The sequence below is a fragment of the Methylobacterium sp. Leaf125 genome (assembly GCF_001423085.1).
Taxonomy (GTDB): Bacteria; Pseudomonadota; Alphaproteobacteria; order Rhizobiales; family Beijerinckiaceae; genus Methylobacterium.
The window spans coordinates 318,932-340,838 of record NZ_LMNU01000001.1 but is presented as its reverse complement, the minus strand read 5'-3'; the positions used below and the strand labels follow the sequence as shown (position 1 = coordinate 340,838).

Below are 21,907 nucleotides of genomic sequence, written 5' to 3'. Positions count from 1 at the left end.
CCGGGGGGATGAGCCTCAGGCCGCGGGGTCGCTCGGGCGGCCGCGGCCGAAATCGGCCTCGGCCGTCTCCTGGCCCATGGCGACGATGCCCCGGCGGATGGCGCGGGTGCGGGTGAAGAGGTCGTGCAGGGCCTCGCCATCGCCCCAGCGGATCGCCCGGGCCAGCGCCGCCAGGTCCTCGTTGAAGCGCCCCAGCATCTCCAGCACCGCGTCCTTGTTGGTCAGGAACACGTCCCGCCACATGGTCGGGTCGGAGGCGGCGATGCGGGTGAAGTCGCGGAAGCCGCCGGCGGAGAACTTGATCACCTCGGACTGGGTCACCGCCTCGAGGTCGGCGGCGGTGCCGACGATGTTGTAGGCGATGAGGTGCGGCACGTGGCTGGTGATGGCCAGGACGAGGTCGTGATGCTCCGGCGTCATCGTCTCGACGATGGCGCGCAGACCCTCCCAGAACGCCTGGACCCGCGCGGTCGCGGCCGGATCGGTGTCCGCGGCGGGGGTGAGGATGCACCAGCGCCCGGAGAACAGGGTCGAGAAACCCGCATCCGGGCCGGAATACTCGGTGCCGGCCACGGGGTGAGCCGGCACGAACGGGACGCCGGCGGGCAGGTGCGGCGTGACGGCCGCCACCACCGAGGCCTTGACCGAGCCGACATCCGACACGATGGCGCCCGGCTTCAGGGCGGGCCCCATGATCTCCGCCACCGCGCCGACGGCGCCCACCGGCACGCACAGGATGACGAGGTCGGCCTCCGCCACGCCGGCGGCGAGGTCGTCGGTGGCGATGTCCGCGAGGCCGAGCGCGCGCACGCGCTCCAGCACCGCGGCATCGCGGTCGACGGCGACGATGCGCCGGGCGAGGCCGAACTGCCGGGCGCCCCGGGCGATCGAGGAACCGATCAGCCCGAGGCCGACGATGGCCAGGGTCTCCAGGGGAGGCGCGTCGCTCTCAGCCACGGCTCTCGCCCCGCACGAAGGCGGTCAGGCCGTCGAGGAAGGCGGTGTTCGCCTCCGCGCCGCCGATGGTGACGCGCAGGGCGTGGGGCAGCCCGTAGGACGAGACCCGCCGGGTGATGACGCCCCGGGCGGAGAGGAACGTGTCGGCCTCGGCGGCCGTCCGGCCCGGCGCGTCGGGGAAGTGGACGAGGATGAAGTTCGCGACGCTCGGGGTCACGGTGAGGCCGAGCGCCTGCACGGCCTGCGTCATCGCGGCGAGCCAGGTGTCGTTGTGGGCGACGGCCGCGGCCACGTGCACGTCGTCCGCGATGGCGGCGGCGCCCGCGGCGATGCCGGCTCCCGATAGGTTGAAGGGTCCCCGGATGCGGTTGACCGCGTCGACCACCTCGGCGGGGCCGACCATCCAGCCGATGCGGAGGGCGGCCAGCCCGTGGATCTTCGAGAAGGTCCGGGTCATCACGACGTTGTTGGCCTCCAGCACGAGGTCGAGGCCGGCGCTGTAGTCGTTCGCCCGCACGTATTCCGCGTAGGCGCCGTCGAGGACGAGGAGGACGTGGGGCGGCAGGCCCGCATGCAGGCGCCGGATCGCGTCGAAGGGCAGGTAGGTGCCGGTCGGGTTGTTGGGGTTGGCGAGGTAGACGATCTTGGTGCGCGGCGTGACGGCGGCCAGCAGCGCGTCGACATCGGCGCGCAGGTCGCGCTCCGCCACCACCACGGGGGTGCCGCCCGCGGCCAGGATCGCGATCCGGTAGACCAGGAAGCCGTGCTCGGTGAAGATCCCCTCGTCGCCGGCCCCGAGATAGGCGTAGGCCAGGAAGGACAGGAGCTCGTCCGAGCCCGCGCCGCAGACGATCCGCGCCGGGTCGAGGCCGTAGCGGGTGGCGATCGCCTCGCGCAGCACCCGCGCGGTGCCCTCCGGGTAGAGTTCGAGCTTGGCCGCTTCCGCCCGCATCGCCGCCACCGCCTTCGGGCTCGGGCCGAGCGGGGTCTCGTTCGAGGAGAGCTTGTGCACCTTGGCATGGCCGGGCGCGCCGCTCTTGCCGGGCACGTAGGCCTCGATGGCAAGAACGCCGGGACGGGGCACCGGGCGTGCGGGAGCGACGGGGGCGGAGGATATGGACGAGGACATGGAGGTGGACCTGGCGGCCGCCGGTGGGTCGGCGAAGCGCCCGTCTAACAAAGCTGGCCCGGCTTTGCGAGCGGGCCCTGTTCCGCGGACTCGCGCGCCTCGGACCTGCCCGCGTCGGACCTGCCCGCCTTAAACCCGGAAGCGGGCCGCGTGGCTGCCGATCTCCTCGAGGGTCTCGGGCGCGGCGCCCGCCCGGGTCAGGGCCTCGCGCAGCTGTCGGGCGCTGACCCCGCCGGGGACGGCGAGGAGCAGGCCGTGGCCGCCCGGCCCCGGAGCGCGGGCGACGACCTCGCCGTAGAGGTCCTGCAGGGCGCGCATGGCCTCCGGCTCCCAGGCGGCGACGCGGGTGGCGTGCAGGACCCAGTCGCGCTGGGCCGCGGCCGGATCGTCCAGCGGGTTCGAGACCACGAAGACCGGGGTGCCGGCCGGGTGGGTGGGCCGCTCGATGAAGGGCAGGCGCGCGATGACCTTGGGCCGGCCCGCGCCGACGAGCCCTTCCCACCAGGGCGCGGCCTCGGTCGACGGGCCCGAGCCGTCGGGATCGAGGCGGAAGATGCCGAGGTCGCCGCGGGAGGCGGCCACCGCCTCGATCACCGCGAGACAGGTGGGGTGGGGCCGGTAGGGCACCGTGAAGCCGAAATGGAAGCGAGCGGAATCGCGCATCGGCGCATCCCCGCCCGAGATGTCGGCATGGACCGAGAACGGCGCCTGCACGTAGGTGAAGGTGGCGATGATGACGCGCCAGATCCCCTCCACGGTGTCGAGGGGCAGGAGCCCGCGATGGCGCTCGGCGACGCGCCGCATCATCGAGGCCTCGCGCCCGGGCCGGAAAGCCGAGCCGCTGGCCGAGGTGCGCTTGACCGCGATCAGCCGGTCGATGATCGACCCGCGCTGGATCAGCAGGGCATGCATCTCGGCGTCGATCCGATCGATCTCGGCGCGCAGGTCGCCGAGGTTGTCGAGGGGCGGCGCGGGTCTGGTCGTGAAGCGCATCGGGGGCTCGCGCGGGTGCGGTGGGCGGGTGCGGTGGGCGGGTGCGGTGGGCGGGTGCGGTGGGGACGATCGGGGGAGCCGGCGCCGGGGTCTCGCCTCCCAAGCGCCGCCGCCCGGTCTACGATCGCGCGCGCCGAAGGGCCAGAGCCGTTTGCCCGGAACCGGATCGACCGGGTGCTTCTGAAACCGAGGGGCGGCCCGGGTGCGGGCCAAGCGTGGCGCGGGCGCCCTTTCGTTGACGCGTGAGGGAGCGCACACTACCTGAACGCCTCACGACGCATGGTCTTCTCTGCGGATGGCACGCCGAGCCGTCCCTTCCGTCCCGCCCGGACCGACGCGCCGTCTCCTCCAACCCGTTTCATGACCATGTCGCTGGATACCGCCCTCAAGCCAGGCACGCCCGAAGACGAATCGGCGCGCGCCGACGCGCCGGGCGCCGAGCTGTCCCAGGCCCGCGAGCCCAGGGGCCTCGTGGCGCAGTTCGGCCTGGACGAGCCCCTGGCGATGGATGCCGGCGTGCAGCTCGCGCCCTTCCAGATCGCCTACCAGACGGCGGGCACCCTCAATGCGGACCGCTCCAACGCCGTCCTGATCTGCCACGCGCTCACGGGCGACCAGCACTTCGCCCACACCCATCCGGTGACGGGCAAGCGCGGCTGGTGGGAGACCCTGGTGGGGCCGGGCAAGCCCGTGGACACCGACCGCTACTTCGTCGTCTGCTCGAACGTCATCGGCTCGTGCATGGGCTCCACCGGCCCGGCCTCGATCGATCCAGCCACGGGCCGGGCCTACGGCCTCGACTTCCCGCTGGTGACCATCCGCGACATGGTCCGGGCGCAGGCGATGCTGCTCGACCGGCTCGGCATCCGCGACCTGTTCCTCTGCATCGGCGGCTCCATGGGCGGCATGCAGGTGCTGCAATGGGCGGCGAGCTACCCCGAGCGGGTCTTCGCCGCGATGCCGATCGCCACGGGGCCCCGCCACTCGGCGCAGAACATCGCCTTTCACGAGGTCGGCCGGCAGGCGATCATGGCCGACCCCGCCTGGGCGGAGGGGCGCTACCTCGAGGCCGGCACCCGGCCGGCCAAGGGCCTCGGCGTCGCCCGCATGGGCGCGCACATCACCTACCTGTCGGAGCCGGCCCTGCACCGCAAGTTCGGCCGCCGCTTCCAGGGCGGCTCGGCACCGACCTTCTCGTTCAATGCCGACTTCCAGATCGAGAGCTACCTGCGGCACCAGGGCCTGAGCTTCGTCGAGCGCTTCGACGCCAACGCCTATCTCTACCTCACCCGGGCGATGGACTATTTCGACCTCGCGGCCGACCAGGGCGGCGTGCTGGCCAAAGCCTTCAAGGGCACCAGGACGCGGTTCTGCGTGATCTCCTTCACCTCCGACTGGCTGTTCCCGACCTCCGAATCCCGCGCCATCGTCCATGCTCTGAACGCGGCCTCCGCCCCGGTCGCCTTCGTGGAGGTCGAGAGCGACAAGGGTCACGACGCCTTCCTCCTCGACGAGCCGGCGATGTTCGCCGCCGCGCGCGGCTACATCGACGCCGCCGCCCGGGCCCGCGGCCTGTGACGGGATCGGGGATGTCCGCCCACCGGCCCTGGGAAGCGGCGGAGACGCTGCCCCACGGCGAGGCCGGCAGCACCCGGGTCGACCACCTCGTGGTGCTCGACCTCGTGCCGGCGAACGCCCGGGTCCTCGACATCGGCTGCGGCGACGGCGCCCTGCTCGCCCTGCTCCGTGACCGGCGCGGCGTCGACGGGCGCGGCATCGAGCTGTCGCGGGAAGGCGTGAACGCCTGCCTCGCCCGGGGCCTGCCGGTGATCCAGGGGGATGCCGACACCGATCTGGCGAACTATCCCGACGACGCCTTCGACGTGGTCGTCCTGTCCCAGACCATCCAGGCGACGCGCAACCCCCGCATCGTGCTGGAGCACCTGCTGCGCATCGGCCGGCAGGTCATCATCTCGTTCCCGAATTTCGGCCACTGGCGGGTGCGCTCCGAGCTGGCCCTGCGCGGCCGCATGCCGGTCACCGCCCTGATGCCCGAGGAATGGTACGAGACGCAGAACATCCATCACTGCACGATCCGCGACTTCGTCGGCCTGTGCCGGACGGTGAATGCCGAGATCGAGAAGGCCACCGCCCTCAATGCCAGCGGCCGGCCGATGCGCTTCGCGATGCCCTGGTGGGTCTGGAACCTGATGGGCGCGCAGGGCGTGTTCCTGCTGCGACGGGGCGGCACGAGCGGCGACACCAAGCCGGCGGTCTGATCCGCTGTTGCACGTGAAAACCCCTAACCCCGTGGGTCGCGCCGGATGAGCAGGGTCGCGACCTCGTAGGTGACCTGCGCGCCCCTCGCCTCGAATGCGCGCAGCACCCGCCGCATCGCCCCCGGCGAGAGCGTCCGCGACGCCCCGGGCGTGCCGGCACCGATGGCCCGCAGCGAACCCAGGAAGGCCCGGCCATCGGCATGGGCCTCCACCACGGGCTCCGCGGAGACCGCGAGGGTGCAGCCGGGACAGGCCAGCGCGGCGAGGTCCCGGAGGGACGGATAGACGGGCGTCGCCGCCTCCAGGCCCAGCGCCGCGTGCGCCGCCCGCCACTCGGCGAAGGTGCCCGCACTCAGCGTCGCCACCGCCAGCAGGCCCCCGGGCGCCAGCAGCGCGGCGAGGCCCGCCAGCGTTCCGGACAGGTCCTCGAACCACTGTGCGGCGAGGCTCGACGCGATGAGGTCGAAACCCGGCGCGCAGGCCGGCCGCTCGGCATCCATGACGACGAAGCGCAGGCCCGCCGTTCCGGCGAGACGGGTGCGGCAGCGCTGCACCATGGCGGGGGCGAGGTCCGAGGCGACGAGAACGCCCTTCGGCAGGCGCCGGCGCAGGTGCGCGGTCAGCAGGCCGGTGCCGCAGCCGATCTCGAGGATGCGCGGCTCCGGCGGCAGGGGCTCGGCTTCGAGGCGCCGGGCCAGGCGCTCCGCCACCAGGGCCTGGATCGTCGCTGCGCCGTCATAGCCCTCGGCCCCGTCGAAGGCCCGGGCCACGGCCTGTTTCCAGGAATGCATCGGGGCGATCGTCTGTGGCACGGGCAGGAACGTGGGGCGGTCGTCGTTCGGTCTGGTGGGCGCAAGGCGTCCGAGGCGCTTACGCCGCCAGGGCGTGTTCGATCATCCGTGCCACGGCGAGCGCCCGGCCGTCGTCGCCGAAGCGGGCGACGACCTGAACGCCCAGGGGCAGGCCGTCCCCGGGAACCGGGACGGTGACGCAGGGCACGCCCATCAGGGTCCAGAGCCGGTTGAAGCGCGCGTCGCCCGTGGTGCCGAGACCGGCGGGTGCCCGACCCGGGGCCGACAGGGTCAGGATCGCGTCGAACGCCCCGAACAGGTCCTTCAAGGCCCGCCGGGCCCGGTGCGCCGCGCGGCGCGCCGCGTCGTACTGGGCGGCGACCAAGTCCTGGGCCGCGTCGAGCTGCTCGCCGAGTTCCGGACTGAGCTGCGCCCGATGGTGGGCGTATTCCCAGGCCAGCGCCTGGCGGGCCTCGTAGTCCTGGATGACCGCGTGCTGCGCCCAGGCCTCCGGCAGCGGATCCGGCAGGACGAGGTCGACCAGCCGGGCGCCGGCAGCCTCGGCCGCGCGGGCGGCCCGGTGCAGGGCGGCCAGGGCGTCCGGGTCGGGGGCCTCCGCGAAGTCCTGGAGGCAGAGGCCGAGACGCGGGGCCCCGGGGGCCGCGTCGAGGTCCAGGGCGGGTCGGTCGGCGATCAGGCTCAGGCCCTGGGCGATGTCGCGGATGCCGGCGCCGAACAGGCCGACGGTGTCGAGGGCCCAGGAGAAGGTCTTCACGCCGACCGTCGGCAGGAGCCGGAACGAGGGCTTGATCGCCGCCACGCCGCAGAAGGCCGCCGGGCGGATCACCGAGCCGCCGGTCTGGGTGCCCAGCGCCAGGGGCACCATCCCGGCGGCGACCGCCGCGGCCGAGCCGGCCGAGGAGCCGCCGGGCGTGTGGCCGGGGTCGCGCGGGTTCACCGTCGCGGTGGGGTCGTGGCTGGCGAAGGGGGAGGTGCTGGTCTTGACCAGGGGTACGGCGCCCAGGGCCCGGAGCCGCGCCACGATGGCGGCATCCGCCTTGGGCTGCCAGCCGGCGTAGATCGGCGACCCCATCTGCGTCGGCAGGTCGGCGGTGTCGATGATGTCCTTGACCCCCACGGCGATGCCCGCCAGCGGCCCTGAGCCGGCGATCGCCGGAGCGGGATTTTGGCTGACGATCGCCCCGATGCCGGGGTCGCGGGCCGCGATGGCGACTTCGGCGAGGCGGATGGCGCCGGCGGGGTCGAGGGTGCCGGCAGCGATGCGGGTGCGGAGATCGACGAGGGACAGCATGGGGGCTTGGTCCGGCCTCGGCCGCCGTCTGTCAACACCCGTCCACAGGGATGCCGCGCACCGCCGCATCGTTGACGCAACGTTTACGGAACCCGGCGCATCGTCCGCATCATGTGGCGTAGCGTATTCGCGTTCTCGGCCCTGACGCTGTTCGGCGCGGGCCTCACCGGCTGTGCACTCAACAAGTTTGAGCAGCGCGAGGCGTGGCGTGACCAGACCGAGCAGGCCTGCAACGCCAAGCGTCTGGTCGAGACGACGGAGTTCGTCACCCCCGTCAAGGAGATCAGCGGGCCGGGCGTCTGCGGCATGCTGCAGCCCTACCGCGTCACGCGCCTCGGGCGGGGCACCGTCGCCCTGAAGCAGCGGGTGACCCTGGCCTGCCCGGCCCTGACCGAGGCCGAGGCCTGGCTCGCCGATACGATCCAGCCCGCCGCGAACCTGTATTTCGGCCAGCCCGTGGCCGAGATCAACGCCGGCACCTATGCCTGCCGCGGCCGCAACAACCAGGCCGGCGCCAAGCTCTCCGAGCATTCCTTCGGCAATGCCCTCGACATCATGTCGTTCAAGCTCGCGGACGGCTACGTCATCACCGTCAAGGGCGGCTGGCGCGGCACCGAGGCCGAGCAGGGCTTCCTGCGCGAGGTCTTCCTCGGGGCCTGCGCCCGGTTCTCCACCGTGCTGGCGCCTGGCTCGAACGTGTTCCACTACGACCACATCCACGTCGACCTCGCCCGCCACGACCCCCGCGGCCTGCGCCGGATCTGCCAGCCGCTGATCAAGTTCACGCCGCAGCTCGGCGCCGACGGCGTCCCGCGCGCCACGGCCCGTCCCCGTCCGCCCGAGCGCCTGCCCGCCCCGCCGCAGGCCCCGATCGATGTCGAGGAGGACGATCCCTACGGCGTCACCCCGATGTCGGCGCGCCAGCCCGCCCGGGCCCCGGCCACGCAGCTCAGCCACGGATCGGCCCCCGTCCGCCCGTCCGCGCCGGCGGTGGCCTACGCCGCCGCCCCGCGGGGTCCGGTGCCGCGCGCCCCGGCGCCCCGGGTCGCGACCGCCCTCCCCCCGGAGGATTTCGCCGCCGAGCCGCTCTCGCTCGCCGCGCCCGGCCTCGCCGAACCGATCTACTGAAGGCCGCCCCGGTCCCGCCTTCGGGGTGTGCCCGGCGCACCCCAGGGGCCGCGGAAAGCGACGCCGCCCCCGGCCTCATGCTTGACAGGGCGGACCGAGCCGCCATCGTTCCGGGACGTGTCACGGACTCCAGCGGAACAAAGACGCCGGCATGCGCCCGAATCCCCTCTCCACCGCCTTCGCCCTCGGCCTCGTGCTGGCGGGCGCCCTCCAGCCGGCCCTCGCCCGCTCCGGCCGCGAGGAGATCACCCCGGCCGAGGAGCGCGAGTTCAACTACGACGCCGACATCCCCGGCTGCCAAGCCCCCGAGGTGCTGGAGCGGCTCTCGTCGCACTTCGCCGAGAAGGAGGCGAAGTTCTGGAACTCCTCCCTCACCATCCTGCGCTACGAGCACATCGAGCGCACGGCGTGGCGCCCCTGGGGCCTCGACTACGTCCCGCGCCGCTTCTGCAGCGCCGTGGCCACCACCTCCGACGGTATCCGCCGCAAGGTGGATTACTCGGTGCGCGACGGGCTCGGCATCATCGGGGCCGACTGGGGCATCGAGTTCTGCGTCCACGGCCTCGATCGCAACCTCGCCTACGCTTATTCCTCGGCCTGCCGCGAAGCCCGTCCGTGAGCCCGAGCGCCCGGCGCCGGAACGCAGGGCGCCTCGCCTCGGTCGCCTCGGCCGCCTTGACGCTGACGCTGACGCTGGCCCAGGGGGCCGCGGCTCCGCCGGCGATGGCGCAGGGCTTCAAGCGCGGCGGCACCCCGGGCACGTTCGACTTCTACGTCCTGGCCCTGTCCTGGTCGCCGACCTATTGCGAGGGGCCGGGTGCCCGGCGCGAGGCGGAAGGGCAGTGCCGTCCGGGCCGCGGACTCGGCTTCGTGGTGCACGGACTCTGGCCGCAATACACCCGCGGCTATCCCTCGAACTGCGCCTCGGTCGAGCGTTCGCCGACCCGGCAGGCGATCGAGGTGGCGGGCCAGGTCTATCCGAGCGAGGGCCTGGCGCGGCACGAGTGGCGCAGCCACGGCACCTGCTCGGGCCTCGATCCGGTCTCGTATTTCCAGGCGGCCCGCGACGCCCGGGCGGCGGTGACCATCCCGGACGCCTTCAAGGCCCCCGAGCGTGACACCCGGATGGCGCCGATCGACATCGCCCGGCAGTTCGTGGCGGCCAACCGGGGCCTGCGCCCCGACATGATGTCGGTGACCTGCCGGGGCGGCCAGCTTCAGGAGGTCCGGATCTGCTTTGCCAAGGACCTGCGCGGCTTCACCCCCTGCCCCGAGGTGGCCCGCCAGAATTGCCGCGCCGGCGCGGTTGCCATCGACGCCGCGCGGTAGATGATGCCGCGCTTCGACCCCGGGCGGGACCGCCGGGGCGTGCGCTGAGACAGGCCCGGACCTCATGAATTACCGTCACGCCTTCCACGCCGGCAACTTCGCCGACGTCCTGAAGCACCTCGTGCTCAGCCGCGTGCTGGCCCATCTCTGCCTGAAGCCCACGGGGTTCCGGGCGATCGACACCCATGCCGGCCTCGGCTTCTACGACCTCACCGCCGACGAGGCCGGGCGTACGGGCGAGTGGCACGAGGGCTGGGGCCGTCTCGCGACGCCGTTTCCCGAGGCCGTGGAGGTCCTGCTCGCCCCCTATCGCGAGGCGGTGGCGGCGGTCCAGGCCCGGCACGGGGCCGACACCTATCCGGGCTCGCCCGCGCTCATCCGCGAGTTCCTGCGCCCCACCGACCAGGGCGTCTTCGTGGAGCTGCACCCGGCCGATGCCGAGACCCTGCGGGCGCGCTTCAACCAGGATTCCCTGTCGAAGGTGATGCATCTCGACGGCTGGACGGCGCTCAACGCGATGATCCCGCCCCCGGAGCGCCGCGGCCTCGTCCTGATCGACCCGCCCTACGAGGAGCTCGGCGAGATCGACCGTCTTGGGGCGGCCCTCGCCAAGGCGGCGCGCAAGTGGCCGACCGGCATCTATCTCGGCTGGTACCCGATCAAGGACGTCGCCAAGGTCGACCACATGGTGGCCCAGCTCGACCACGACCTCGCCCGCCCGGCCCTGCGCCTCGACCTGATGGTCTCCGAGCCCGACCCGACCCGGCTCAACGGCACCGGCCTCGTGGTCATCAACCCGCCCTGGCGCCTCGGCGAGGAGGCGATGCTGTTCCTGCCGGCCCTGGCCGAGCGCCTGGCCCGTACCGATTACGGCGCGTTCCGGTGCGAGGCCTTCGGCGCGCAGAGCTGAAACCCGGACGCCCGAGCGTCAGGCGACCAGGCGCCCCTCCAGGGGGAACACCTTGGCGGGGTTCATCAGCCAGTGCGGGTCGAAGACGTTGCGCACCCGCATCTGCTGCTCGAGATCCGCCTGGGCGTACTGGAAGCGCATGAGCTCGCGCTTCTCGATGCCGACGCCGTGCTCGCCCGTGAGGCAGCCGCCGACCTCGACGCAGAGCTTGAGGATCTCGTCGCCGGCCGCCTCCGCCTTCTCCATCTCGCCCGGCTTGTTGATGTCGAACAGGATCAGCGGGTGCAGGTTGCCGTCGCCGGCATGGAACACGTTGGCGACGCGCAGACCCTTCTCGGCGCAGATCGCCCCGATGCGCTCCAGCACCCCGGGGAGCTGCCCGGTGGGGATGGTGCCGTCCATGCAGATGTAGTCCGAGATCCGGCCGGTGGCGCCGAAGGCGGACTTGCGGCCCTTCCAGATCGCGGCGCTCTCGGCCTCGGATTTCGAGACCCGGATGCTGGTCGGGTTGAAGTCGCTAGCGATGGCCTCGATGCGGGCGAGCATCGCCGTGCACTCGGCGTCCGACCCCTCGACCTCGATGATCAGCATGGCCTCGGCGTCGCGCGGGTAGCCGGCCTGGGCGAAATCCTCGGTGATCAGGATCGCCTCGCGGTCCATGTACTCGATCGCCACCGGGATGATGCCGGCCCCGATGATCGCCGCCGTGCAGGCGCCCGCATCCTCCACCGAGCCGAACCCGACCAGGGCCGGGCGCGCGCCCTCCGCCGCCCGCAGGATGCGCACGGTGGCCTCGGTGACGATGCCGAGCTGCCCCTCCGAGCCGCAGACCAGGCCGAGGAGGTCGTAGCCCGGCGCGTCGAGATGCTCGCCCCCGATCGTCACCACGGTGCCGTCGTTCATCACCAGGGTGACGCCCAGGAGGTTGTTGGTGGTCACCCCGTACTTGAGGCAATGCGCCCCGCCGGAATTCATCGCGATGTTGCCCGCGATGGTGCAGGCGAGCTGGCTCGAAGGGTCGGGGGCGTAGAAGAAGCCCTCGTGGCTGACGGCCCCCGAGATGGCGAGGTTGGTGATGCCGGCCTCGACCCGCGCGGTGCGGTTCTCGAAATCGATGTCGAGGATGCGGTTCATCTTCGAGATGCCGAGGATCACCGCATCCTCCTGTGCGATGGCGCCCCCCGCCAGCGAGGTGCCGGCGCCCCGCGGCACCACCCGGACGCCGTTGGCGTGGCAGAACGCCATCACGGCCGAGACCTCGGCGGTCGTCGAGGGCAGCACCACGGCCAGGGGCATCTTGCGGTAGGCGGTGAGACCGTCGGTCTCGAAGGCGCGGCGCTCGTCCTCGGTGGTGACCAGGGCCTCCGGCGCGACCAGGGGGGCGAGGCCCGCGATGATCGCCTCGCGGCGGGCGACGATGGCGGCATCGGGCACGGGAAAGGCGATCGACATGGGCATGTCCTCCGGGGGCGCGCCCTCTTCATCATCCGCTCAGCCGGGATCGCCTATGAGGAAGCGGCGGTGAGAGACGGAAGACGGAGGGTGCTTTGCGATGGACCCTAAAACAAACGCCGGCGCGGCGCATCCGGTTCTTGACGCCGAGTCTTGCTCTTGGCGCCGACCGCCGCGGCGGAACCGAACGCCGCCGGGGAAGCTTCCTTTGGCCGCAGCTCATCGCGTCCGACCTTGCGCGTTCCTGTCTCGATCTGTTCTAAACGGGTAAGCTCTGCCATAAGCCCAAGCGGCTGAAGCCGCTTCAAGGAGGAAAAACACGATGCGTCATGTCATGTTCGGCGCCGCCCTGGCCCTGCTGCTGCCTCTGTCGGCTCATGCCGAGGGCGATGCCGCCGCCGGCGAGAAGGCCTTCGCCCCCTGCAAGGCCTGCCACAACTTCGAGAAGAACGGCGTCGGCCCGACCCTGAAGGGCGTCGTGGGCGCGAAGGCCGGTGAAGGTGCCGACGGCTACGCCTTCTCGGCGGCCATGAAGAGCTCCGGCATCACCTGGGACGAGGCCAACCTCCACGAGTGGCTGACCGACCCGAAGAAGAAGATTCCGGGCACCAAGATGGTCTTCCCCGGCATCAAGGACCCCAAGAAGGTCGACGACGTCATCGCCTACCTCAAGACCAAGTCCTGATCTTCACCGAGTCCTGATCTTCATCGCGTCCTGATCCTCAGGGTCCGAGGCCCGGGTTGCGGGATCGGTCCGGCCTGCCCCACGGGGCCGGCCGAGATCCTTCGCCCCGTCACGCGATCAGGAAGCCGTTTCCGCCCTGGCGGGAGCGGCTTTTTTCATGTCCGGCGCCTGTCAGGACCCGCGTCGCGCGGTCTCGGAGCCGCTCGTTCCCTCGGTCTCCGCGCCGAGACCGGCCTGGCCCTCGCCGAGGCCCGCATGCAGCGCGCCGCGCAGGTTCATCAGGATGTCGAGGAGCGCCCGCCGCCCGTCGAGATCGAGGCCGGTCAGGCCACCCACCTCGTCCGGCACGCATTCCATCCGGCCCCGCAGGGCCCGGCTCTTGTCGGTCAGGAAGATGCTCACCTGCCGCTCGTCGGCCCGGTCCCGGGCCCGCTTCACGTGGCCGGCCGCCTCGAGGCGCTTGAGCAGGGGCGTCAGGGTGCCGGAATCCAGGAACAGGCGCTGGCCGATCTCCTTGACGGTCATTCCCTCCTCCTCCCACAGGACCAGCAGGACCAGGTATTGCGGGTAGGTCAGGTCATGCGCGGCCAGGAGCGCGCGATAGGCGCGTCCGAAGGCATGGGCCGTGGCATAGACGGCAAAGCAGAGCTGGCTGTCCAGGCTCAGGGCGTCCGGGGTTTCCGGCTCTGCCACCGGCTCCCGAAGCGTGCGGGTCTGCCGTCCCGACATATTCGACTGTCCTTCACGATGTGCCGCGGGCCGAAATCGGGCCGCGGGTCCGATCTTATTCAAATTTCATATTGCGCACAATCAAGTTCTATGCGAGGAAATAACTAGGTTGTGCGCAATCGATATGGGCTGGCTCAGGCCGGACCGACGCGCCCGATCCCCTCGTTCGTTCAGCAGGAGAGACCGACATGAAGGCCCTCTACACCGCTCATGCCCATGCCACCGGTGGCCGCGAAGGGTCCGCCGCGACCGACGACGCCAAGGTGGACGTGAAGCTCTCCACCCCGAAGGAACTCGGCGGCGGCGGTGGCGCCGGCACCAACCCGGAGCAGCTCTTCGCAGCCGGCTACGCCGCCTGCTTCCTCGGCGCGATCAAGTTCGTCGCCGGCAAGGACAAGATCACGGTCTCGGAGGAGTCCAAGATCGAGTCGAGCGTCGGCATCGGCCCGCGGGATGACGGCACCGGCTTCGGCCTCGTCGTCGCCCTCAAGGCGACCCTGCCGGGCCTCGACCGGGCGGTGGCCGAGGATCTGGTGAAGCGCGCCGACGTGGTGTGCCCCTACTCCCACGCCACCCGCGGCAACATCCAGGTCGACATCTCGGTCGCCTGACGATCCGCACGGCCGTGGAGTTCGCTCCACGGCCGTCCTTCGGGTCTCGACTGTCAGAAGTGGCGTCCCAGGACCTCGCGGACCCGCTCGACCATCTCGGCCACCGGCACCGAGAACTGGGCCGGGCGCGCGGCCTTCCACTCGGCATTGCTGGTGATGGCGGCCGCCGCCTTGGCCCCCTCGATCAGGTCCTTGATCTGGACCTCGCCGGCCTCGCGCTCGTTCGAGCCCTGGATGATGGCGCAGGGCGATCCGCGTCGGTCGGCATACTTCATCTGCGCCTTCATGCCGGAGCCGCCGAGATAGAGCTCGGCCCGGATGCCGGCCGCGCGCAGGCTCGCGACGAGCCGCTGGTAGTCGGCGACGTTGTCCCGGTCGAGCACCAGGACCACCACGGGACCGGGCTTGGTGATGCCTTCCAGCAGCGGGCTCTTCACCAGCTGCAGCGCCGAGAACAGGCGCGAGACGCCGATGGAGAAGCCGGTGGCGGGCACCGGCTCGGCCCGGAAGCGCCCGACAAGGCCGTCGTAGCGCCCGCCGCCCGAGACCGAGCCGAAGCGCACCACCTGTCCGTCCTCGTTGGTGACCGGGAAGGTCAGCTCCGCCTCGTAGACCGGGCCGGTATAGTATTCGAGCCCGCGCACCACGGAGGGGTCGATGCGGATGCGGTCGTCGTAGCCGGCCGCGGCGAACAGGGCCGCCATGTCGGCGAGTTCGCGCACGCCCTCCAGGCCGATGGCGCTGCCCGCGAGCGACGCCTCGAAATTCGCCAGGGTGGTGGCGTTGTCGGCCGGCGCCGATCCGGTTCCGGTCCAGCCGGTGAAAGCCAGGACGCGCCCGATCGCGGCATCCTCCAGCCCGGCGCCCTTGGTGTAATCGCCGCTCTCGTCCTTGCGGCCGGCGCCCAGCAGCTCGCGCACCCCGGCATCGCCCAGGCGGTCGAGCTTGTCGATCGCCCGCAGCACGGTCAGGCGCTGGCCGGCCTTGTCGGGACCGCTCAGCCCGATCGACTCCATCAGGCCGTCGAGCACCTTCCGGTTGTTGACCTTCACCACGTACTGCCCGGTCAGCCCGAGCTTCTCCAGGGTGTCGGCCATCAGCAGGCAGATCTCGGCATCCGCCGCCACCGAGCCGGCCCCGACGATGTCGGCGTCGAACTGCATGAACTGGCGGAAGCGGCCCGGGCCCGGCTTCTCGTTGCGGAAGACGTAGCCCGCACGGAAGCTGCGATAGGGCTTCGGGATCGCGTCGAAGTGCTCGGCCACGTGCCGGGCCAGGGGCGCGGTCAGGTCGTAGCGCAGCGAGAGCCAGGATTCGTCGTCGTCCTGGAACGAGAACACGCCCTCGTTCGGCCGGTCGAGGTCGGGCAGGAACTTGCCCAGCGCCTCGGTGTACTCGACGAAGGGCGTCTCCAGCGCCTCGAAACCGTAGAGCTCGAAGCTCTGCCGGATCGTCTCCAGCATGCGGTGCTGGGCGGCGATCTCATCCGCGCGCCGGTCGACGAAACCGCGCGGCAGGCGCGGCTTCAGGGTGTCGGCCTTATTCGAATCGGCCTTGGCCATGGTGATCTTCGCGTCCGTCGGGGCTGTTCGGGGTCCCGGGGGCTCTATCGCGGGTGGCCGGGGGCGGCAAGCGTGTCGGGCCTCGGCGCGTCGGGCCTCAGAGGGCCAGGGCGAGCAGCGCCGCGAGGCTCAGGATCGCGATGGGGATCTGCACCGGGCGCAGGCGGGCGAAGAACAGCGGGGCCTCTCCGCGCCGGGCCGCGATCGGATCGAGGATCGCGATCGCGGTGAAGCCGAGGAGGAGCAGGACCAGGGCGGGCACGGCCCGGTCGAGGGTCGCCAGCACCAGGGCGGCGAAGCCGAGGCTGAACAGGCCGATCATGGTGGCGATCTGGGCGACGGTCGCCCCGCCCTCGGTGCGGAAGCTGACGCCGCGGCGCACGCCCGACAGGAACAGCAGGATGGCGCAGCCCCAGAGGATCGTCAGCGCGGCGGCGACCTGCCCGAGGGGCGTGCCGCGCCAGCCCCAGGCGACCAGCGCACCGGCGGCGAAGGGCAGCATCGGGCCGTAGCCGAACACGATGCTGAGCCAGGGGACGGCGCGCGGCTCGGTGACCCGCAGGGTCCGTCCGTCGGGTCGATCATGCATCGTCGGGAGCTCCGGTGGCTGAGGCGTCCTCGCCAAACCGGGGCGGGGGCGGCCTGTTCCGCCGGGCGGCAATCCGCCCTCAGGCTGTCTCCGGCTGCGGGGCGCGGCGGAGCGAGTCGGTGCCGCGGTCGGGCCCGCTCCCGCTCTCGGCATCAGGGTCCGTCGACGACCCGTTGCCCTTCCGGCCGTCGCCCTTTCGGCCGTTGCGCTTCCGGCCGTTGTCTTGGCGCCTGCCGCGGCCCTCGCTGGTGGTGTCGAGCCACAGCACGAGGGCGAGGGCGACGAGGGCCGGGGCGCCGAGGGCCAGGAAGGCCCCGGTCCAGCCGAGCATCGCCTGGGCGAGGCCGCCGTACCAGGCCGAGAGGGCGCCGCCGATGCCCTGGATGGCGTTGAGGGAGCCCAGCGCCGTCTGGGTGCGGCCGGAGCCCCAGGTCAGGTCGGCGACCACCACCGGCACCGCGACGCCGATGATCCCGGAGGCGACGCCGTCGAGGATCTCGGCGGAGATCAGCCAGAGGGGATCGTCGATGAAGGCCGAGAGCGCGGCCCGCACCGGCAGCACCGCGCAGGCCGCGATGAGGAGCTGGCGCCGCCCGCGCCGGTCGGCCAGGGAGCCGGCGAACAGGGCCACCGGGATCATCACCAGCTGCGCCACCATGACGTAGCGGGCGGTCCAGCTCGTGGCGTCGGCAGCGGTGGCGACGAGCTTCTGGCCGAGCAGGGAGAGCATGCCGCCGTTGCCGAGGTTGAACAGCGCCAGCGCCACGGCGAGGACCAGGAGCTTGCGGTTGGCCACGATGCTGCGCAGGCCGGCACGCTCCGGCTTGTCGTCGCCATCCTCCTGCCAGCCCACGGCCCGGCGCTCGTTGTAGCAGTGGCCCGGCGTGGTGACGGTGGCGAGGATGGCCAGGACCGCCATGCCACCGAGCACCCAGAAGGCGATGGCCGGGCCGAACCAGCCGGTGCCGAGGCTGATGCCGCCGGCCGCCAGCAGGATGCCGAGATGGTTGAAGGCCTGGTTGCGGCCCTGCTGCCGGGGGAAGCGGTCCTTGCCGACGATGCCGAGGGTGAGCGCGGTGACCGCCGGCAGCAGCAGCGTGCCGCCGGCCGCCGCCATCATCTGCGCGGCGAAGACCGGGATCACGCCCCGGGCCGGCAGCAGCAGCAGGGTGCCGCACAGGATCGCCCCGCAGGCGACGGCGATCAACATCCGGGGCCGGCCGAGGCGGTCGACCAGGGCGCCGAAGGGACCGCTGAGGAGGAGGGAGCCGATGCCCACCAGGGTGGTGACGAAGCCCACCCGCGAGGGGCTCCAGGAGGCCGACTCGGCGAGCCAGGTGCCGAGGAAGGGGCCGAGCCCGCCCTGGATGTCGCCCGTGAAGACGTTGATCAGGGCGAGGTGGTGTGTGGCGAGCATGCGATCCCGGGGCTGAGGCGATCCGGCGACCGGCGGCACGGGGGCCGCGGCCGGACTGGCTGCGAGTAACGGCCAAGTCCGGCCTTCGATCCGCAAGTCCGGCCTTCGCTCCTCAGGTCCGGCCTTCTCGAGCCCGGCCTTCGCTCCTCAGGACCCCGAATCCCGCCCGGGCGGACGGGTCCGGCGAGGCGCGCCCTCAGCTCAGGAGTTGAGCGGGCCGGTCTCGCCCTGGGCCTGGGCTTCCATGGCCTTCTGGCGATAGAGGCCGACGAAGTCGATCGGGTCGATGTAGAGGGGCGGGAAGCCACCGTTGCGCACGGCCTCGGCGACGATCTGGCGCGCGAAGGGGAAGAGCAGGCGCGGGCACTCGATCATCACCGCCGGGTGGAGCTGGTCCTGCGGGATGTTGCGCATGCGGAAGATGCCCGAATAGGTCAGCTCGAAGGCGAACAGCACCTCGTTGGCGATCTTGGCATCGCCTTCCAGGGTCAGGTCGACCTCGAAGTCGAACTCGGCCACCTGCTTGGCGTTGACGTTCACCTGGATGTTGATCTGCGGTCCGCTCTCCTGCGGCTGCAGGGAGCGCGGCGCATTCGGATTCTCGAAGGAGAGATCCTTGGTGTACTGCGCGAGCGAGTTGATCGTCGGCGTGGCGTCGTCGGTCTGCGCCGTGGCGCCACCGTTGCCGTTCGGTGCCGGAGTGTCGGCCATGGCGTTCTGTCCTCTTCCTGGATCGTCGGGGCGCGGCGGGGCCCGGGTCTGGTGCGCTCAGGTCCCGGGGGCGAACCCGTGACGGGCGCCGATCCCGGTCGCCCGGAACCAGGCGCCCCGGCCTGCACACCGACATGCACACCGACATGCCGCCACCGCCCGGTCCGCGCGATAGCGCGCTATCACGCTCGCCCGCACGGGACAAGGCGAGCCCGGGGCCCGGTCCGCAGGACCGGTCGGGGCCGCCGCCGGGTCAAGGCGGCGCAGGCGCGCGCCCTCGCCTGGATTCATGGCCCGCGATATCCATATCTCCGCACGACCCCGGAGGTTCGACCCCGCGCGAGCCTCCGCGCGCCGAACCCGGCCTGCGCCTTGCGCGGGACCCGGGGAATGCGCGACATGGCCAGAACTGTCCTGGCCAGATCTGTCCTGGCCGGATCTGTCCTGGCCGGATCTGTCCTGGCCAGAACTTCCTTGGCCAGATTTCCTTTGGCCAGATTTCCTTTGGCCCGATTTTCCTGGGCCGGACCTATCCGGCCGGGCGTGTCTCGGCCACGCATGTCAGCCGAGGACCCGGGCCGGGTTTCCAGAGCCCCGTGAAGTAACGTATTCGTGCCACGGCCACGATCGGATCAGTGATGCAGGACTCCTTCGACTTGACGACCCTGATCTTTCTCGCGCTGGCGGTCTTCGTCATCTGGCGCCTGCGCTCGGTGCTCGGGCAGAAGACCGGCACGGAGCGCTCGCCGTTCAAGCCGGTGGACCGCAGCCGCACCGAGCCGCCGGCCGGCCGCGGGGACGGCGACAACGTCGTGCGCCTGCCCGGCGCCGACCGGGTCCAGCCCCAGGCCGATCGCGGCCAGACCGCGGTGAAGACCGACGTGCGCGACTGGCGCGGCATCGCCGAGCCCGGCTCGGCCATCGCCCAGGGCCTCGAAGCCGTCGTCCAGGTCGAGCCCGCCTTCGATCCGCGCGCCTTCGTGGAGGGCGCCCGCAGCGCCTACGAGGCCATCGTGATCGCCTTCGCCAAGGGCGACCGCAAGACCCTGCGCAGCCTGCTCTCCCGTGAGGTCTGCGAGGGCTTCGAGCGCGAGATCGACGCCCGCGAGGCGCGGCGCGAGACCGTGGAGACCACCTTCGTCTCCCTCGACAAGGCCGAGATCGTGGCCGTCGACGTGAAGAACCGCGTCGCGCAGATCACCGTGCACTTCCTCTCCCACCTCATCACCGCCACCCGCAACGCGCAGGGCCAGGTGACCGACGGCAGCGCCGAGGCGGTGGTCGAGGTGCCGGACGTCTGGACCTTCGCCCGGACCCTCGGCACCCGCGACCCGAACTGGCAGCTCGTCGCCACGGAAGCCGGCGTCTGAGCCCGACGCTGTCCAAGGTCGCGTGAACCGGTTCTCCCGTCCCGCGGCGAGTCTCCTCGCCGCCCTCGCTCTTCCCTCCCCCGGCTCGGCCGCCCCCGCGGCCGAGCCGTTTCGCGTGGGCGGGGCCGTGCTGGAGCCCGTCGATTCCGCATCCCTGCCGGGTTTCCCCGGACCCGACGCCGCCGCGACCCTCGCGGCCTTCCGCCGGACCTGCCGGGCGCCGCCGGCCACGCCCCAGCCCGCCACGGTCGCGGGCGCGCCCGAGGCGCTTCGGGCCGCCTGCACGAGAGCCGAGTCCGTGCCGGACGCCGAGGCGGCCCGCTTCTTCGCCGAGGCCTTCACGCCCTATCGGATCGCCAGGCCCCCGGCCGGGGGCAAGCCCGAGACGCGCACGGGCTTCCTTACCGGCTACTTCGAGCCGGAACTCGTCGGCGCCGCCAGGCCGAGCCCGGAATTCACCGCCGCGGTGCTGGCCCGGCCCGACGACCTCGTCAGCCTGGAGCCCGGCGAGACGCGGCCCGGCCTCGACCCCGCCCTGCGTGCCGCGCGCCGGACCGGCGACGGCTTCGAGGCCTATCCCGACCGGGCCGCCATCGAGGACGGGGCCCTGGGCGCCCGGGCCCGCCCGCTCCTCTACCTGCGCGACGCCGTCGACCTGTTCGTGCTCCAGGTCCAGGGCTCGGGCCGGGTCCGCCTGACCGACGGGCGCGCGGTCCGGGTCCTCTACGACGGCCGCAACGGCCGGCCCTACACCTCCATCGGCAAGCTCATCGTGGCGGAGGGGCACCTGCCCCTCGACGGTCTCACCCTGGCCCGCTGGACCGGCTGGCTGCGGGCGAACCCCCAGCACGCCGCCCGGCTGATGCGGGCGAACGCCTCCTACATCTTCTTCCGCCTCGCCGAGATCGACGACCCGAGCCTTGGGCCGCCCGGCGGGGCCGGCGTGCCCCTGAGCCCCGGCCGCAACCTCGCGGTGGACGCCAACCTCTGGCGCTACGGCCTGCCGTTCTGGCTCGAGGGCCGGATCGCCGGTGCTGCCGAGCCGGGGCGCCTCGTCGTCGCCGCCGATACCGGCTCGGCTATCGTCGGCCCGGCCCGCGGCGACCTCTATCTCGGCACCGGTGCGGAGGCCGGCATCGCCGCCGGCAACCTGCGCGACCCCGTCGGCTTCGTGGTCCTGCTCCCGAAATCCGGGGCATCGGCGCCATGAAGACGCCCCGACGCCCGCGCGGCCTCTCGGGAGAGGACGCCTATCTGTGGGGCGAGATCGCCCGGCTGATCACGCCCCTGCGCGGCCGCATCACGGGGCGGGGCGCGGCGGGCAAGCCCTCCGACGCCACGTCCGCTCCGGCGACGACGCCCGCCTCGGCCAAGAACGTGCTACCGAAGAACGCGCTACCCCAGGGCGCGCTCCCGAAAGCCGCGCCGAGCAAACCCGTCTCGACGAAGCCCGCGCCCCCGAAGCCCGCGCCCCCGAAGCCCGCGCCCCCGAAGCCGATGCCCCGGACGCTGGCCAAGCGCGCCGCACTGAAGCCGAACCCGCCGCCGGCGCCACCGGCGCCTGTCCTGGCACCGGCTGCACCGACCGCGCCGGGCCTCGAGCGCCGCGTCCGCCTCGCCCTGCGCCGCGGCGCCCTCCAGGTCGATGCCCGCATCGACCTCCACGGAATGTACCAGGCGGAGGCGCACGGGGCACTGATCGGCTTCCTGATGCGGGCCCGCGCGACGGGCCACACCCACGTCCTCGTGGTCACCGGCAAGGGCGGCCCGACCTACGACGATGCCTTCTCCGAGCGGGGCGTGCTCCGCCGCAGCGTACCCCATTGGCTGCGCGCGCCGGAGCTGCGCACCGTGGTTCTCGGATTCGAGGAGGCGGCCCGCCATCACGGTGGCGCCGGGGCCCTCTACGTGCGCCTGCGCCGCCGCTGAGGGGCCGTTGCAGGCGCCCCGGCG

22 protein-coding genes are annotated in these 21,907 nt (G+C 72.3%); 11 read left to right on the top strand and 11 right to left on the bottom strand.

The window, feature by feature from the left end:
- Positions 1–15: 15 nt before the first annotated feature.
- The 3 genes from ASF58_RS01520 to ASF58_RS01510 form a co-directional block, all read right to left on the bottom strand.
- Positions 16–957, bottom strand: coding sequence for a prephenate/arogenate dehydrogenase family protein (locus tag ASF58_RS01520; RefSeq protein ID WP_055946536.1), 942 nt, complete (start codon positions 955–957; stop codon positions 16–18).
- Positions 950–2,086 carry a histidinol-phosphate transaminase gene (locus ASF58_RS01515; RefSeq protein WP_055946533.1) on the bottom strand — a complete coding sequence of 379 codons (1,137 nt, stop codon included), beginning with the start codon at positions 2,084–2,086 and terminating at the stop codon, positions 950–952. Before ASF58_RS01515 ends, ASF58_RS01520 begins: the two co-directional genes overlap by 8 nt.
- A gap of 129 nt (positions 2,087–2,215) precedes the next feature.
- The gene (locus tag ASF58_RS01510) at positions 2,216–3,079 is read right to left on the bottom strand and encodes a chorismate mutase (RefSeq protein ID WP_055946532.1); all 864 of its coding nucleotides are present in this window, start codon (positions 3,077–3,079) and stop codon (positions 2,216–2,218) included.
- A 360-nt stretch (positions 3,080–3,439) separates the two neighbouring features.
- On the opposite strand from ASF58_RS01510, the gene ASF58_RS01505 reads away from it, so the two are divergent.
- Both ASF58_RS01505 and metW read left to right on the top strand, forming a co-directional pair.
- Positions 3,440–4,657 (top strand): homoserine O-acetyltransferase, encoded by a 1,218-nt coding sequence (locus tag ASF58_RS01505; RefSeq protein ID WP_055946528.1) that lies wholly within the window; start codon positions 3,440–3,442, stop codon positions 4,655–4,657.
- Positions 4,658–4,668: 11 nt separating this feature from the next.
- Positions 4,669–5,358, top strand: coding sequence for a methionine biosynthesis protein MetW (gene metW / locus ASF58_RS01500; RefSeq protein WP_055946525.1), 690 nt, complete (start codon positions 4,669–4,671; stop codon positions 5,356–5,358).
- Between the two features lie 23 nt (positions 5,359–5,381).
- Here the strand turns inward: metW and ASF58_RS01495 are convergent, their stop codons facing one another.
- Both ASF58_RS01495 and ASF58_RS01490 read right to left on the bottom strand, forming a co-directional pair.
- Complete coding sequence (locus ASF58_RS01495) at positions 5,382–6,149, bottom strand: methyltransferase domain-containing protein (protein ID WP_055946522.1); 768 nt, start codon at positions 6,147–6,149, stop codon at positions 5,382–5,384.
- A gap of 79 nt (positions 6,150–6,228) precedes the next feature.
- Positions 6,229–7,461, bottom strand: a complete 1,233-nt coding sequence (locus ASF58_RS01490; RefSeq protein ID WP_055946520.1) for an amidase — start codon at positions 7,459–7,461, stop codon at positions 6,229–6,231.
- A gap of 111 nt (positions 7,462–7,572) precedes the next feature.
- On the opposite strand from ASF58_RS01490, the gene ASF58_RS01485 reads away from it, so the two are divergent.
- The 4 genes from ASF58_RS01485 to rlmJ all read left to right on the top strand — a co-directional run bounded on the left by ASF58_RS01485 (position 7,573) and on the right by rlmJ (position 10,828).
- Entirely contained in the window at positions 7,573–8,589 is a 1,017-nt protein-coding gene (locus tag ASF58_RS01485) for an extensin family protein (RefSeq protein WP_055946517.1), read from the top strand.
- A 151-nt stretch (positions 8,590–8,740) separates the two neighbouring features.
- Complete coding sequence (locus ASF58_RS01480) at positions 8,741–9,208, top strand: hypothetical protein (protein ID WP_055946514.1); 468 nt, start codon at positions 8,741–8,743, stop codon at positions 9,206–9,208.
- Positions 9,209–9,312: 104 nt separating this feature from the next.
- The gene (locus tag ASF58_RS01475) at positions 9,313–9,918 is read left to right on the top strand and encodes a ribonuclease T2 (protein ID WP_082512843.1); all 606 of its coding nucleotides are present in this window, start codon (positions 9,313–9,315) and stop codon (positions 9,916–9,918) included.
- Positions 9,919–9,982: 64 nt separating this feature from the next.
- Entirely contained in the window at positions 9,983–10,828 is an 846-nt protein-coding gene (rlmJ, locus tag ASF58_RS01470; RefSeq protein ID WP_055946512.1) for a 23S rRNA (adenine(2030)-N(6))-methyltransferase RlmJ, read from the top strand.
- A gap of 18 nt (positions 10,829–10,846) precedes the next feature.
- Here the strand turns inward: rlmJ and ASF58_RS01465 are convergent, their stop codons facing one another.
- Positions 10,847–12,280: an FAD-linked oxidase C-terminal domain-containing protein gene (locus ASF58_RS01465; protein ID WP_055946509.1), complete on the bottom strand. Its 1,434-nt coding sequence runs from the start codon at positions 12,278–12,280 to the stop codon at positions 10,847–10,849.
- 322 nt (positions 12,281–12,602) lie between these two features.
- Between ASF58_RS01465 and ASF58_RS01460 the strand changes: the two genes are divergently transcribed.
- Positions 12,603–12,965 carry a cytochrome c family protein gene (locus tag ASF58_RS01460; RefSeq protein ID WP_055946506.1) on the top strand — a complete coding sequence of 121 codons (363 nt, stop codon included), beginning with the start codon at positions 12,603–12,605 and terminating at the stop codon, positions 12,963–12,965.
- Positions 12,966–13,136: 171 nt separating this feature from the next.
- Here ASF58_RS01460 and ASF58_RS01455 read toward each other — a convergent pair whose 3' ends face one another.
- Positions 13,137–13,694: a MarR family transcriptional regulator gene (locus ASF58_RS01455; RefSeq protein WP_103708980.1), complete on the bottom strand. Its 558-nt coding sequence runs from the start codon at positions 13,692–13,694 to the stop codon at positions 13,137–13,139.
- Positions 13,695–13,882: 188 nt separating this feature from the next.
- On the opposite strand from ASF58_RS01455, the gene ASF58_RS01450 reads away from it, so the two are divergent.
- Positions 13,883–14,305: an organic hydroperoxide resistance protein gene (locus ASF58_RS01450; RefSeq protein ID WP_055946503.1), complete on the top strand. Its 423-nt coding sequence runs from the start codon at positions 13,883–13,885 to the stop codon at positions 14,303–14,305.
- A gap of 53 nt (positions 14,306–14,358) precedes the next feature.
- Here the strand turns inward: ASF58_RS01450 and hisS are convergent, their stop codons facing one another.
- From hisS to secB, 4 genes are all read right to left on the bottom strand, one after another.
- On the bottom strand, positions 14,359–15,867 hold the full coding sequence (hisS, locus tag ASF58_RS01445) for a histidine--tRNA ligase (protein WP_055946498.1): 1,509 nt from the start codon (positions 15,865–15,867) through the stop codon (positions 14,359–14,361).
- 97 nt (positions 15,868–15,964) lie between these two features.
- Positions 15,965–16,456 (bottom strand): DUF3429 domain-containing protein, encoded by a 492-nt coding sequence (locus tag ASF58_RS01440; RefSeq protein WP_055946496.1) that lies wholly within the window; start codon positions 16,454–16,456, stop codon positions 15,965–15,967.
- Positions 16,457–16,535: 79 nt separating this feature from the next.
- On the bottom strand, positions 16,536–17,873 hold the full coding sequence (locus ASF58_RS01435; RefSeq protein WP_082512763.1) for an MFS transporter: 1,338 nt from the start codon (positions 17,871–17,873) through the stop codon (positions 16,536–16,538).
- A gap of 201 nt (positions 17,874–18,074) precedes the next feature.
- On the bottom strand, positions 18,075–18,584 hold the full coding sequence (gene secB / locus ASF58_RS01430; protein ID WP_055946493.1) for a protein-export chaperone SecB: 510 nt from the start codon (positions 18,582–18,584) through the stop codon (positions 18,075–18,077).
- A 638-nt stretch (positions 18,585–19,222) separates the two neighbouring features.
- Between secB and ASF58_RS01425 the strand changes: the two genes are divergently transcribed.
- Genes ASF58_RS01425 through ASF58_RS01415 form a run of 3 tightly spaced genes read left to right on the top strand, consistent with a single transcriptional unit; the run spans position 19,223 to position 21,883 of the window.
- Positions 19,223–19,954 carry a Tim44/TimA family putative adaptor protein gene (locus ASF58_RS01425; protein WP_055946490.1) on the top strand — a complete coding sequence of 244 codons (732 nt, stop codon included), beginning with the start codon at positions 19,223–19,225 and terminating at the stop codon, positions 19,952–19,954.
- Positions 19,955–19,976: 22 nt separating this feature from the next.
- Positions 19,977–21,164 (top strand): murein transglycosylase A, encoded by a 1,188-nt coding sequence (locus ASF58_RS01420; RefSeq protein WP_055946488.1) that lies wholly within the window; start codon positions 19,977–19,979, stop codon positions 21,162–21,164.
- On the top strand, positions 21,161–21,883 hold the full coding sequence (locus ASF58_RS01415) for a Smr/MutS family protein (protein ID WP_055946485.1): 723 nt from the start codon (positions 21,161–21,163) through the stop codon (positions 21,881–21,883). Before ASF58_RS01420 ends, ASF58_RS01415 begins: the two co-directional genes overlap by 4 nt.
- Positions 21,884–21,907: the final 24 nt, after the last annotated feature.

Bases quoted from the DNA above. Each gene is read 5' to 3' on its own strand.
- ASF58_RS01515 (WP_055946533.1), bottom strand. From the start codon at position 2,086: ATGTCCTCGTCCATATCCTCCGCCCCCGTCGCTCCCGCACGCCCGGTG.
- ASF58_RS01510 (WP_055946532.1), bottom strand. From the start codon at position 3,079: ATGCGCTTCACGACCAGACCCGCGCCGCCCCTCGACAACCTCGGCGAC.
- ASF58_RS01505 (WP_055946528.1), top strand. From the start codon at position 3,440: ATGACCATGTCGCTGGATACCGCCCTCAAGCCAGGCACGCCCGAAGAC.
- metW (WP_055946525.1), top strand. From the start codon at position 4,669: ATGTCCGCCCACCGGCCCTGGGAAGCGGCGGAGACGCTGCCCCACGGC.
- ASF58_RS01495 (WP_055946522.1), bottom strand. From the start codon at position 6,149: ATGCATTCCTGGAAACAGGCCGTGGCCCGGGCCTTCGACGGGGCCGAG.
- ASF58_RS01490 (WP_055946520.1), bottom strand. From the start codon at position 7,461: ATGCTGTCCCTCGTCGATCTCCGCACCCGCATCGCTGCCGGCACCCTC.
- ASF58_RS01485 (WP_055946517.1), top strand. From the start codon at position 7,573: ATGTGGCGTAGCGTATTCGCGTTCTCGGCCCTGACGCTGTTCGGCGCG.
- ASF58_RS01480 (WP_055946514.1), top strand. From the start codon at position 8,741: ATGCGCCCGAATCCCCTCTCCACCGCCTTCGCCCTCGGCCTCGTGCTG.
- ASF58_RS01475 (WP_082512843.1), top strand. From the start codon at position 9,313: ATGGCGCAGGGCTTCAAGCGCGGCGGCACCCCGGGCACGTTCGACTTC.
- rlmJ (WP_055946512.1), top strand. From the start codon at position 9,983: ATGAATTACCGTCACGCCTTCCACGCCGGCAACTTCGCCGACGTCCTG.
- ASF58_RS01465 (WP_055946509.1), bottom strand. From the start codon at position 12,280: ATGTCGATCGCCTTTCCCGTGCCCGATGCCGCCATCGTCGCCCGCCGC.
- ASF58_RS01460 (WP_055946506.1), top strand. From the start codon at position 12,603: ATGCGTCATGTCATGTTCGGCGCCGCCCTGGCCCTGCTGCTGCCTCTG.
- ASF58_RS01455 (WP_103708980.1), bottom strand. From the start codon at position 13,694: ATGTCGGGACGGCAGACCCGCACGCTTCGGGAGCCGGTGGCAGAGCCG.
- ASF58_RS01450 (WP_055946503.1), top strand. From the start codon at position 13,883: ATGAAGGCCCTCTACACCGCTCATGCCCATGCCACCGGTGGCCGCGAA.
- hisS (WP_055946498.1), bottom strand. From the start codon at position 15,867: ATGGCCAAGGCCGATTCGAATAAGGCCGACACCCTGAAGCCGCGCCTG.
- ASF58_RS01440 (WP_055946496.1), bottom strand. From the start codon at position 16,456: ATGCATGATCGACCCGACGGACGGACCCTGCGGGTCACCGAGCCGCGC.
- ASF58_RS01435 (WP_082512763.1), bottom strand. From the start codon at position 17,873: ATGCTCGCCACACACCACCTCGCCCTGATCAACGTCTTCACGGGCGAC.
- secB (WP_055946493.1), bottom strand. From the start codon at position 18,584: ATGGCCGACACTCCGGCACCGAACGGCAACGGTGGCGCCACGGCGCAG.
- ASF58_RS01425 (WP_055946490.1), top strand. From the start codon at position 19,223: ATGCAGGACTCCTTCGACTTGACGACCCTGATCTTTCTCGCGCTGGCG.
- ASF58_RS01415 (WP_055946485.1), top strand. From the start codon at position 21,161: ATGAAGACGCCCCGACGCCCGCGCGGCCTCTCGGGAGAGGACGCCTAT.